Here is an 11,573-nt window from a genome sequence, read left to right as displayed (position 1 = left end):
GGTCGGCGTCTCCGGCGCCCGGGTGGTCGGCGTCTCCGGCGCCTGGGTGGTCTCCGGCGTCTCCGGCGCCCGGGTGGTCGGCGGCGGCGTCGTTGTGGTCGAGGAGGGACCGGGCGGGGTGGTGACCGACGATCCCGGGGTCTGCGCCGAGGGAGGGGCACTCTGAGTGCTACCGGAGGCAGGGCCCGTGCCGGTCGGGTGACCTGGGGCGGTCGTGACCGGGGCCGTTGTCCCGGTGGTCGATTCCCCCGCCGAGGGGGCCGACGGACCGGACGTCCGGTCGACCGACTGCTCCCGGGCCGCCGCCGCCTGAGCCGGTGGGGCGGGATGGTCCTGCTCGCCCATCGTCGCCCGGGGCCGGACGACCACTGCGTCGTCGTCCGGGACCTGGTTGCCGTCCTGCACCACGAGGACGAACTCCACCACGGGCGCCGGTGCCGGTTCGATCACCGTCACCCGCTCGGGCGAGAAACCCGGCCACGGTGCCGACTCCGCCTCGTAGCTGGATGCGGGCTGGCCATCCGGCGGTCCCAAGGGGTTGCCGCAGGCGCACCTCACTTGCGGTGCCCCCCGCTCGTCGATGAGTACCGCCGTTCCGGCCTGCAGGATCGACTGGACGGGAACGGCACGGCCGCCCCGATAGTCGTGGTTGGTGACGGCCGTGTCAGTGCGGAGGGTCACGGGCGTGAGCCTTCCGAGGTAGGAACGGATGTCGTTGGGCTGAATCCCCTGGGCGTCCGCCCAGGCGCGCCCCGGCCCGGGGTGGGTCTCCAGGTACGTCGCCATCGCCACGGGATCGCAGACGTTGTTCCCGGTACCGCCGTAGATACCGGGGGTGTCCCCGGTCACGGTTCCGTGTGACGGCTGCACCGGGAGCTGCCCTGGGTCTGTGCTGCCGGAAGGCGGCGTGAAGGGATCTGGACCGGGTGAGGGAGCAGGCTCGGCCCGGACAACGGTGGTGCCGGACGAGCCGATGAGGAACACGGCCGTCACCACGGCCGTCAGAGCGAACACGAGGACGACCGCGCCGACCAGCAGGCCGAGCGCTCCCCCGGTGCTCACGAGCCGGCGTGGCGGTGGAGCCTCGCGCCAGGTCCTGGCACCGCGAGCACCACGTCCAGTGCGGTCTCCTGGCTGCCCACCGGAGTCGAGGAGCGGTACCGCTGCAGGCTCAGCCTCGCGAGCGGCCGGGACCGACGGATCGGGCTCGGTGGCGTTCGCGGGGCGGGGCTGGGCGGCGTATGGCACATCCTTCGGTGGAGGGGGTGGCAGCACGCCGGGGGACGGGCGGGTGCTCACTGGCTCGGCGCCAGGTGGAGCCGACGGTGAGCCGTTGCGCTGGGCGCGCCGCGCCTCGGCCTTCGCCACCCAGTCATGCTCGGCGACCACGATCCGCCGGCGGCCAGCCAGGACGGCCTCGAGATCCGTCTCGGATCTCCAGGCAGGGTCACAGCAGGCGCGCAGCCGTTCCGCGACCCGGTCCACCTCGGGGTCCTCGAGCGCGGCGAGCTGCCTCCAGGCGGCGGTGTCGAACGGGGCGGCGAAGTCCTCCCGGCTGAAGATCAGGTTGTCCTCGTTGTAGAGCTCCCAGGGCCGTGGGCTACGCGACAGCGCGAGAAGCGACAGGTAGATGACCAGGGCGGGGAACGTGTCCATCCATGGTCCCCACTGATCTCGTGTCCGCTGGTAGTTGCGGTGACCACTCTCCTGGGGCGGCTTCTTGCCCTCGAACGAGGGGATCCAGGCGCAGTCGAAGTCGACCAGCCGCAGGGTCCCGCGCTCGTCGACGAGAACGTTGCCGTGCTGGAGGTCGCCGTGCGCGAACCAAGCCGTCTGCATCCGCCCGATGAGGTCGCGCCACAACGCGGCGAGCGCTGCGATGGCCCCGAGGTTCCCTGTCTGCACGAGGTGGTCGGCGTACCGGTCGAGGGTGCGGCCCTCCACCCACTGCATCCGGATCGTCGGGTACCACTGCTCCCCGATCCGGATCGCCCGGTCCAGCCACTGCGCCGTCGCGACGTCGGGGCCGAGTCCGGCGTTCTGGAGGTGCCGCCCGAGCGCCGTGTACCGCTCCCTGGTCGATGCGTCCTCCCGGATGAAGAAGCGCAACGCCTGGTCCTCGCCGGACACCTGGGCCTTGAAGACGACCGCAGTGCTCCCCGATGCGGGCATCGGCACGCCGAGTAGCGGGTGCACGTAGAACCGGGCGTCCCGCAGGTCCTCGTCGGCGAAGGCGTACGCGGGGCGCTGGACGGCCCTCACGTAGTCGTCGGCGCTGGGGTAGTCCATCACAGGCACACCACCGTGCGATCCGGGGCGGACTCGGAGACGAGCACCCTCATCAGGGTCACGTCGTCGTTCCTCATGCAGCGGGCAGCCCTGCTGTCGGCGATGAACCGGGCGAAGGTGTCGGGGTGCCAGACGCTGGACAGGAAGCCCCAGACGCGGTCGTCCCCCTGGTGTTCCCGGGCGCGGACGATCCACTCGGCGAGCGCGTCCGTGACCAGGAACAGGTGGTCGCCCGCCTGGAGCCCGTACTCGGCGAACCTGATCCGCTCCATCATCACCGGGAGGGCGGCCGCCCCGGTGTGGACACCATCGGGATCGAGCCCGAAGTCACCGGCGCCGAGCGGCGGGAACTGGACAAGAAGGCGGCGCTGTCGGACGTGGAAGAGGACGACATCGCCGAGCGCGACGGCCCTCCACGAGGGGGCGGGCCCGTCGAGGTCCTCCAGCTCGCAGCCGAGCAGGGTGGCGAACGACCCCTGAGCGAACTTGCGTTCCTCGAAGATGCTGGCAAACGCGGGCGGGGCGGCCGCGACCCAGGCCTGCTGCACGGTCGCGAACCAGCGCAGCATCGATGCGGGGACCAGCTCCGGAGCGGCCCCGTCGTGGTCGATGAACGAGGTGACGAGATGCTCGACCCACCGGATGGAGTCGTAGGCCTCGGTGGCACCGTCGGCGACCACGAATCGGGGGTTGCGGCCGGACCGTTCGTCGCCGGGGTCCCCCGCGGCGCCGTCCTCCCACTCATGGGGAGCGCTGCCGTCCTTCTCCACCCAATAAGTCACCATCCGGGCGCGGAGCATGGGTCGACCCTCAGCGTCCCGGGATCTCGGCGACACGGGTCCCGATCTCGAGGAACTTCACCAGTGCCTCCAGGTCGGCGTTGAAGCACATCGCCCGGGCACCCGGCTGAACCGGGACTCCGGCTGCCTGGGCGTGACGCACCATTGGCGCCGGCAGGACGCTGCTCATGTCGAACAGTTGCGGCCCCGGCTCGGGGAAGGCGTGCCCGCTCGTCGGGAAGAAGGCCGGGTCCCCCTCGGAGGACAGGAACACGTTAAACAGCAGGGTGGGTCCGTCGACCGTCTCGACCGTGGTCAGCCGCTTGGCCCACTCGGTGAGGTCAGCTCCGTCGTAGGGGCTGTCGGTGACCAGGCCGTCGGTAATGTTGATGACGATGGGTGGGAACGAGTCCGGGTGGGCCTCGACCCACTCGAAGACGTGCGCCCCGGCGACCGCGATCGCCTCGCACATCGGAGTCCGGTAGCCGAACACCGGCTCCACCCAGATCGGCACTCTGGTGACCGCGGCCATGGCGTCCACCGACGGCTCCTCGAGGATCGCCAGCGGCGCGCTCGCGAGATCGGACAGCGGGATGATGCCTCGGCCGGTCAGCCTGCCGCCGAACGCGGACTCGACCCCCTCCCCGCCGGCCACCGGCGATGCCCCGTAACCGAGCACGAGAACGTGGAAGTAGTCACGAACCGCCCCGCCGACCTCCTTGGTGGACTTGATGCACAGGTCGAGCAGCAGGCGGTTGATCGCCCTGGCCGCACCATCGGCGAGCGTCATGCCCGAGTTCCGCCACTGCGCCCCCATTGACTCGGACCGGTCGAGCAGCACGACGATGCAGCCCGGGTTCTGACGCGAGAACGTCTGGTCGTACATCGGAGTCCTCCGGTCATCTTCCGGCGACGCCGGGTGCTTCGGTCCGCGCCCCGGTCGGGGATAGACGAGGGTTCACGCGCACTGCCGGCCACGGCTGATCCGGGTGCCAGTGCCAGCCGAGCCCGCAGGTCCGGCACTCGAATCCGTATCCGGGCGGAACGGCCTCCGCGTCGAGCTGGAAGCTTCCGCAGCGCGGGCACTGCGCGATGATCGACGACTGCAGGTATGTCTCCAGATCCGGCGGCGGGGCGTGCCCGGAGGCCGGAGCGGCGCCGGGTGCGTGCGCGGAGGGGTTGCCCCGGCCCCACCACTGGCCGCTGGGAACCGGGAGCGCCAGTTGCGCCTGCTCGCCGTTCGGCGCACGAGGCTCCGCGTCGAGGGGACTCGCAGCCGGGTGCTCGGCGGCCGGGTGTCGGCTGGCCGGCGGCTCCTCTGCCGAATATGCAGGAGCGGAGCGGCCCATCTGCTGCTCGTCGCCGTCCACCGAGCGCCCGTGGACCACGGCCGCGGATTGGTGCACCAGTTCCGCGTGGACCAGGATGATGCCCGCCAGCGCGATGAGCCCCAGTCCACCGAGCAGGATCGGCGCCGTGGGCAGCCACTCCGGGTGGCCGACGGTGACACCTGCGGCTCCGCCGACCACGGTCGCGACGACGGTGGCAGCGGGCAGTGCGACAGTGGCCAGCGGACGGCCCGGAGAAGAGGTCATCGGCTCCTCCCCGTGAGGAAGGTCAACGTCGCCGGCACTGCACGGGGATCGGACCAACCGCCTTGGCAGGCTGTTCGTTCGGCAGCCACTCCCGTGGCGGCAGCCACCAGATCCGGCGCGCCCGGGGGGACCGCCACCTCCCACCCGTCCGGGACGGTGATGCAGAGCAACCGGTCGACGAGCGGCTCGTCGACCGACTGCACGGGGGCCGGCGAGAGGGACGCTGGCGGGCGCACCGGCGCGAACGTGCGCGGGTCCTCCGCGACCGTCGCCAGTACCGTCCAGAGGACGTGATCCCTCACGGCCGGGTCCGTCGCCGTGACCGAGAAGGTGGGTCTGCCGTCAGTGGCCGCCGTGAACGACGGCGGCGTGGCTGCGGAGGTCGGCGCCGCACCCGGGGACGGCCCGGTCACCGCCAGCCTCGGGGGCCGGTCAACCAGCGAGCTGGTGCCCGCGCCGAGCAGGAAGGCCAGGACCAGGGCATACAGCGGCACCAGGTAGGGGTTCGTCACAGCCCGGGCGAGTGCCCGGCCACCGTCACGGGTGGCCGATCTCGCGGATGCGCTCATCTCTCAGCTCGCTGCAGAGGCGGTACAGGCGGTTGGCGAGGGTGATGCGCCTGCGGTCGATGAAGACCGACACGAGCAGCCCTTCCCGGATCCAGATGGCCAGGCCGCTCTTCACGAACCGGTAGGTCAGCCTCACCACGAGCGGCACGAGGAGCAACGCGATCGGGAGGACCAGCAAGGGGACGAGCAGCGACCCGCCCAGTCCGATCGTGTAGGTGAGCGCGGCGGCGAAGGTGACCAGGATCCACACCGTGGCAGGCAGGTACAGCTTCAGCCGCGACGGCTGGAAGATCACAGAACTGTTGACGTACTCCAGTGAGCCGTCCTGGTAGGTCACGGCACCGAAGAGCCCGATCCTCAGCGATGCGACGCGCTCGGTCGTGACCGCGGCGAAGCTGTGGGTACCGATCCCCCACATACCCATGACGCCCATGTAGCGCGTCTCGACGATCTGCTCCTGGGGCGGGACGAACTGCGCGAAGAGGATCTCCAACGCCCGCGGGTCGTCCGCCTTGGCACGGGCCATCACGCCCTCCGCGAGGGACGGCGACGCGGTCGCAGGGGACGGCGGTCGCCCCGGGCTGCCACCACCCGCCCCCGAGGTGGCGACCGAGGCAGCCGTGTACCCGCCTGCCGTGGAGGGAGGCGCCGCGCTGCGAGGTGGCGGGGTGGTTGCGCCGGGCGTCTGGCCGCCCGACGGTGACCCGAACTGCGGCCCCATTCCCCCGGGGGGTGTGCTGCTCTGCGAAGAGGAGTGCGAGCGCGCGGCACGGCCGAAGAACTCCGCGCCTGGTCGGTGATCGGTCATGAGCTGCTCCGCAGGTTGCCGGGCGTTCTGGGGTGAGGTCAGTGCGCCCAGGGACGGAAGATCGGACCGCTCCTGGTCAGGTCGTCCAGGGACACGGACCGGATCGACTCTTCCGGTTGGGCGCCGGAGACGGGAGCCGCGGTCGGGGGCGGGGGCGGGGTCACCGGGACGTCGAGCAATCCCGCCACCGTGCTCGGAAGCCGACCGAGCTGGGGTCGCAGCGGGCGCGCCGTGGCCTCGAACCACTGGATCGAGGAGAGGAAGAACGCGAGCGGCCCGGTCAGCTCCGCAGTCCGGTCGATGCGCACGGTCAGCATCGGCTTGCGCTCCCGCGACGCGAGCTCGACCTCGCGGTACACCTCCGGCGACGCGCAGGAGCGGACAGAGAAGACGACGACGAGGAGGCGGCTCCGCCGGATTCCGTCGACGATCGCAGTGGCCCACTCGCTGCCGACCGGGATGTCCCGGGGCGCGAGCCAGCACCGCAATCGCGCCGCCTCGAGCACCCGGACGATCTCCGCTGCCTGGGTCGCATCGGCACTGGCGTGTGAGATGAAGGCCGTGGGCGACTCCGGCCTCTCCCACCACCTGACCCGGGGAGGGGACACCTCGACGACCTCCTATGTGTGCCGACGGTGACGAGGTCACCGGTGAGTGACGAGGGAGCAACGGATCGGCAGGTGTGACATCAATGTGATGACGGCCCCACTGCTGCGACCTAGAGGCGTTGGTCCTGAGGACAGGAGCGCGTGGTCCTCGACTAGATACGGTGGAAAGGGGCGGACGTTACGAAAAGCGTCGCGGTGCCACGACTCCCCCGCGCATCAGCGCAAGCGGATCTGGCTACGAGCTGGCCGTGGTCGGACGCGACCCGATCGAGACGGTCCTCGCTGAGCTGGCTGTCCACCAGGGGATCGTTGGATCACCGGAGGTCGACGACCTCCCCGATGTGCGGCGGGTTGCGGTCGTGGTCGCGAAGCTCCTGGCTGACCACCAGGAAGCGTAGGGCCGTCGCCCGGGCGATGCGTGGCAGGCGGGACCGTGCCCGCTGGAGGCCTCGCGCGGGTCATGCTCGGCCCCTGAACACCACGGATCGGCCGTTCGGACTCCACGTGGACGACGCACACCGTCGCCGTCGTCCCCTCCGCCGCGCCGAGAGCGACTCGGGCGCGCAGGGCCGGGCGGCTGGACGTCCCGACCGGCGGGGCGGGCTCCTCGACCTCCGCGTCCAACCCGGCGGGGAGGTCGACGACGCTCCCCACCGGCTCGGCGAGCGGCAGCCGAGTGGCCAGATCGACCCGTAGGCCGCTGCTCCCGTCCGCGCGCGGCGCCACGACCGTGGCGTCCTCGAACCGGCCCGACCGGGTGCAGACGTCGTGGAGCACCTCCTCGTGGAGGACCTCCTGGAAGCCGAGGACGTCAGCGTCCATGCGGCGCAACTGGTCCGCGGTCCAGCCAGCCTCCTCGTCGTACTCGGCCTCGGAGTACGACTCCTCGGGCGAGTAGAAGCGCTCGCGGGTCGGGCGAGATCCATCAGGTTGATGGTGTCGACCTTGACATGCATCCTCCTGACCTCCTTGCACCGTCCAGGCTCCACCGGGCTGGCCGGCGCGGCGACGCTAGGAGTGCTCCCGTCACGCCGGCGTCACTGAAGTGTCACCGCGCCGGTCGAACACCAACACCTCCACCCAGCTGAGAAGAAGCCTCCATGACGACCACGCCCTTCACCGCGTCATGCAGGGCGCCGCGGTGGTCTGGCCGGACTGGCGCCACGCGGTCACCGAGGAGACCCAGCACGGGATCATGCAGTTGGTGGCCCCTGCCCCGTCGGCCGCAGGGGCATCTCGTTGATGGCGATTTTCGCTTTCCTCGTCCCGAACGGCGAGACCGCGGCGCCGTGGGTGCCGACCCATGAGCAGATGCGCCAGCGGGATTAGCCCGATGCTGCCGTAGCTACTGCCGCCCTCAGGAGCGGCACGGGCTGAAAGCCCCTTCGAGCCTGCCGACGTGGCGGCGGCCCGACGGCTCGCCGCCGGGGGCGGGGTCATCCTCGACCCGGCTCGCTGACCGACCCCAGGAGCATGGCCGGGGCCCTCGCACACCGCGGGACATCGGTTCCCGCCGGACCACCCGGCCCCAGGTCGGCCAGGAGCTGCTCGAACGGGGGTCGGACGATGTTCTCCTTGAACGCCGAGACGTCGTTGTCCTGGTAGTGCTCGGCGATCTTCCAGCCCCGCAGCTCGGCGAGGGCCTCGTCATCGGCGGCCTGGCGGGCGACGTCGCGAGCTCGTTCTTCCTTTGTCGACCGAGATGCGCGCGTAGGCGCCGACGGTGAGAACCAGAGCCGGAAACGCCTCCTTGAAGCAGCTCGGGCCGCGAGGGTGAAGGCTACTTCTCCCGAGCCTCGGCCGTCTTCCTGTCGTTGGCCTTTTGGATGGCGTCGACCAGCTCGGCCTTGCTCATCGTCGAGCGACCGGAGACGTCGAGCCGCCTGGCGACGTCCAGCAGGTGCGCCTTGGTGGCGTTGGCGTCGACGCCACCCTTCGTCTCGCGGTTCGTGTCCCGCCCGCCCTCGGCCTGCGCGTCGCTCGGGCCCTTGTGGTCCTTGGGCTCCCAGTGGTCGCCGACCTTCTCGTGGGTGTGCTTGACCGCGGCCCACGCGACCTGGTTGGCGCGCCGCTCGTCGTCGTAGGAGTCCATCGCCGAGTCGTGCGTCTTGGCGAAGGTGCGCTGCGCCTTCTCGTCCGACCGCTGCAGGGTGCTGGGGATCTCGTCCTGCCTGGCGTCTCCGCTCTTCGTGGTCTTCGGCATGCCGGGCCGGTACCCGCCGCCCGCGGGCGTCAGTCGCCGTCCCCCAGCCAGGTGACACCGTGCTCCTGGGAGGCCCGCTCGTAGGCCTCGCCGGGGGACGCCCCGGTGCGGCTGGTCTCGGCCAGCAGGCGGAAGAACCCCTCGAACCCGGCCGGGGAGGTCACGCACAGCAGCCGGCCGGTCCGCGGGACCACGCGCCGGTGGGCGTGCGGCACGCCGTGCGGCAGGAACACCGTCCCGCCCGGACCCACCGTGAACTCCTCGTCCCCGCACACGAACACGTGCTCGCCGTCGAGGACGTGGTAGAGCTCGTCGGTCTCCCGGTGGACGTGGCGGGAGGTGTCCAGGATCGGCGTCTCCTCCTCGAAGAGGGTGAACGCACCGCCGGTGGTGTCCGCGGACGCCCGGACGACGATCGTCGTCCCCCAGAACTCCAGGCGCTCGCCGCCGCCGTGGTGCTGCGCGAAGGGAGCGGCCATGCCGGGACGCTACGCCGGGTTGCCCCCCTCGTCAGCGCGCGGCGGCGCGGCACCTGGAGAGCGCCCCCAGCCCGTCCTGGTCGCTCGCTGGCGCGCTCGCCGAGGTGTTCCCGGTCCTCTTCGTCAGGCCTGGGCGAAGCGGGCCCAGTGGGCGCGCTCGGCGTCGGTCAGCGGCCGGCTGGCGTCGGCGGCGAAGTCGAAGGCCACCATCACGACGTCGGCGCGGATGGCGACCGCGTCGTCCTGGAGCAGCTCCTGCCGGACGGTGAGCGACTTCGTGCCCAGCCGCGTCACCGTGCTGCGCACGCACAGCCGCTCACCGGTCCGGTGGTACAGCTGGCGCAGGTAGTCGACCTCCAGCCGGGCCAGGATGATCCCGCGGTCGCCCCCGGCCCCCTCGGCCATGGCCAGCCGCGCGAACTCGAGCAGACTGAGCGCCCGCGCGTGGTTGACGTGGCCGAGGGAGTCCGGATCCGACCAGCGCAGCTGGACGGTGTGCTCGTGCGCGGTGCTCAGGGCAGGTCCGCGGTGTCGGCGGACTGCCGGTGGCCGCCCTGGGCGTCGTCCGGGTCCGGGTGGATGGTCCGCTCCTCGGACTCGGCCAGGATCACCTCGGCGGCGACCTCCTCCATGCCGCTGCCGTGGATCTCCTCCTCCTCGGGCAGCAGCTCGGCTCGCGTCTGCACGTTGTGCTCAGTGACGTTGGCCAGCGCCTCGGGGCTGGGCTCCTTCTGCGTGGTCATCTCAGAACCGCTGCTGCTCGGTGCCGATGCCGAGGGCGCGGGCGACGTCCTGCACGTTGGCGAACTGCTCGCCGGACGGCAGCCGTCGCAGGTCGGACAGCACGCGGTCGGCGGCGTTGCCCTCCTGGGCCTTGGCCACGAGCGCGTCCTTGTCGGCCGGCCACACCTCCTTGCCAAGGGCCTCGGCGAGCGCGGCGCGGCGCTCGACGTCGCCGGTGGAGGTGCCGGGAGAGGTCGCGGGCTGATGCGGGTCGGTCATGTCGGTCTCCCTGGTCACTGAGCCGTGGGCGTGGAGTCGTCGGTGTAACGAAGGATCGCGGCGACCGGGATGTCGCCGGGCATCGCCGCCCGGGGGACGACGACGACGCCGGCCGCGCTCGCCACCGCGGCGGCGAGCAGCGCTCCCTCGCCGGGGACGACGGTGCCGTGGGTGCCCAGCGCGTCCATGTCGTGCTGGTCGACGCCGAGCTCGAGCGGCGAGCTCCCGACGAGCAGCGTGTCGTCGGGGTCCTGCTGGTCGGCGAGGACCAGGGTCTCGACCTGTCCCTTGCGCAGCGCCTCGACCACCGCGGCCTTGCCCGTCACGGCCAGGCCGTGGGCGCCGGCCGAGGCCAGCTTCTCGACCGCGTCGGCCTCCTCGCGGGCCTCGTGCTCCGCGACGAGCGCGGCGGCCCGCTGGTCGACCGGCTCGCGGTCGGCCCCGGCAGCGCGGCCGCCCTCGTCCATGGAGACGACCAGGTCCGACCAGAGACCACTGGCGCGGTCAGTCAGGATCTGCCGGGCCCGGATGTCGCCGGCGACGAGGACGAAGGCCGGGTGCAGCCGGCGCACCAGCGAGGCGATGCGCTCGGCGACGTTGTCGGCGTTGTGGACCCACTTGTTCTCGGCGTTGTGCTGGTACCGGTGGTGCGCCCAGCCGCCGCCCTGGAACTTGTGGATCTGGAAGCTGTCGCCCTCGACCTCGTCCTCGATCTCGGGTCGCCCGGCGAGGGTGGCCACCGAGATGTCGGCGCCCACCCGGTCGGTGACGACGACGACGTGCGGCACGCGCCCGGGCAGCTGCCGCAGGATCGGGAGCAGGTCCGGGGTCGGCGACCAGCTGGCGACCTCCTGCCGCGGCGAGTCGACCAGCGGCTGGTCCAGGACGACGGAGCCGTCGGCGGCGACGACGAGGGCCCGGCCCCGCAGCCTCGCGATCTCCCTACCCTGGTTGGCCTCGAGCAGCCGGCCGCGGACCGCCTCGACGACCGCCTCCGGCGCGCCCTGCCCGGTGAGCTCCTCGGCGATGCCCCGGACCCGCAGCTCCAGCTCGGTGTCGGCGTTCTCGGTGGTGTGCGTGACGTCGGCGCACACCGTGGCGTAGGGCCCGGAGGCGGTGAAGACCGGCGCCAGGAAGGACACGTCCATGGGTGTGGGACCACTCCTCGATCGCTGTGCGGCTCAGGGCTGGCGGGGCCCGCAACCCGGGCCGTCCCGCCTCCGCCGCCTACCCACCGGCCG

12 protein-coding genes and 1 pseudogene are annotated in these 11,573 nt (G+C 71.8%); all 13 read right to left on the bottom strand.

All coding sequences use genetic code 11. From position 1 onward, the window contains the following. On the bottom strand, nucleotides 1-1,863 hold a 1,863-nt coding region (locus BLW63_RS26775; protein WP_342028704.1), incomplete at its 3' end, for a DUF6777 domain-containing protein. A gap of 425 nt (nucleotides 1,864-2,288) precedes the next feature. Next, complete coding sequence (locus BLW63_RS10435; RefSeq protein WP_091155055.1) at nucleotides 2,289-3,089, bottom strand: hypothetical protein; 801 nt, start codon at nucleotides 3,087-3,089, stop codon at nucleotides 2,289-2,291. Between the two features lie 10 nt (nucleotides 3,090-3,099). Further along, nucleotides 3,100-3,954, bottom strand: coding sequence for a hypothetical protein (locus tag BLW63_RS10430; RefSeq protein ID WP_091155051.1), 855 nt, complete (start codon nucleotides 3,952-3,954; stop codon nucleotides 3,100-3,102). Nucleotides 3,955-3,967: 13 nt separating this feature from the next. Further along, on the bottom strand, nucleotides 3,968-4,597 hold the full coding sequence (locus tag BLW63_RS10425) for a hypothetical protein (protein ID WP_139263518.1): 630 nt from the start codon (nucleotides 4,595-4,597) through the stop codon (nucleotides 3,968-3,970). Nucleotides 4,598-5,200: 603 nt separating this feature from the next. Beyond that, on the bottom strand, nucleotides 5,201-5,758 hold the full coding sequence (locus BLW63_RS10415; protein WP_091155040.1) for a hypothetical protein: 558 nt from the start codon (nucleotides 5,756-5,758) through the stop codon (nucleotides 5,201-5,203). Between the two features lie 320 nt (nucleotides 5,759-6,078). After that, nucleotides 6,079-6,648, bottom strand: a complete 570-nt coding sequence (locus BLW63_RS10410) for a toll/interleukin-1 receptor domain-containing protein (protein WP_091155036.1) — start codon at nucleotides 6,646-6,648, stop codon at nucleotides 6,079-6,081. A 1,436-nt stretch (nucleotides 6,649-8,084) separates the two neighbouring features. Then, nucleotides 8,085-8,333, bottom strand: a pseudogene (locus BLW63_RS28930) (recombinase family protein); the annotation flags it as partial. Between the two features lie 95 nt (nucleotides 8,334-8,428). Beyond that, entirely contained in the window at nucleotides 8,429-8,851 is a 423-nt protein-coding gene (locus BLW63_RS27890; RefSeq protein ID WP_091155025.1) for a ChaB family protein, read from the bottom strand. A 29-nt stretch (nucleotides 8,852-8,880) separates the two neighbouring features. Continuing rightward, nucleotides 8,881-9,330 carry a cupin domain-containing protein gene (locus tag BLW63_RS10385; RefSeq protein WP_091155021.1) on the bottom strand — a complete coding sequence of 150 codons (450 nt, stop codon included), beginning with the start codon at nucleotides 9,328-9,330 and terminating at the stop codon, nucleotides 8,881-8,883. Between the two features lie 123 nt (nucleotides 9,331-9,453). Continuing rightward, the gene (locus tag BLW63_RS10380) at nucleotides 9,454-9,816 is read right to left on the bottom strand and encodes an acyl-CoA thioesterase (protein WP_280140514.1); all 363 of its coding nucleotides are present in this window, start codon (nucleotides 9,814-9,816) and stop codon (nucleotides 9,454-9,456) included. Between the two features lie 26 nt (nucleotides 9,817-9,842). Continuing rightward, entirely contained in the window at nucleotides 9,843-10,073 is a 231-nt protein-coding gene (locus BLW63_RS10375; protein ID WP_091155014.1) for a hypothetical protein, read from the bottom strand. Between the two features lies 1 nt (nucleotide 10,074). Further along, complete coding sequence (locus BLW63_RS10370; protein ID WP_091156112.1) at nucleotides 10,075-10,332, bottom strand: DUF2795 domain-containing protein; 258 nt, start codon at nucleotides 10,330-10,332, stop codon at nucleotides 10,075-10,077. A 14-nt stretch (nucleotides 10,333-10,346) separates the two neighbouring features. Next, a complete protein-coding gene (locus tag BLW63_RS10365; RefSeq protein ID WP_091155010.1) occupies nucleotides 10,347-11,480 on the bottom strand; it encodes a baeRF2 domain-containing protein in 1,134 nt (377 codons plus the stop codon). Nucleotides 11,481-11,573 lie beyond the last annotated feature (93 nt).

It is taken from the genome of Geodermatophilus africanus (genome assembly GCF_900107105.1).
Classification (GTDB): Bacteria; Actinomycetota; Actinomycetes; order Mycobacteriales; family Geodermatophilaceae; genus Geodermatophilus; species Geodermatophilus africanus.
The sequence above is the reverse complement of the archived record's forward strand: the minus strand, read 5'-3'. Positions and strand labels throughout refer to the sequence as shown.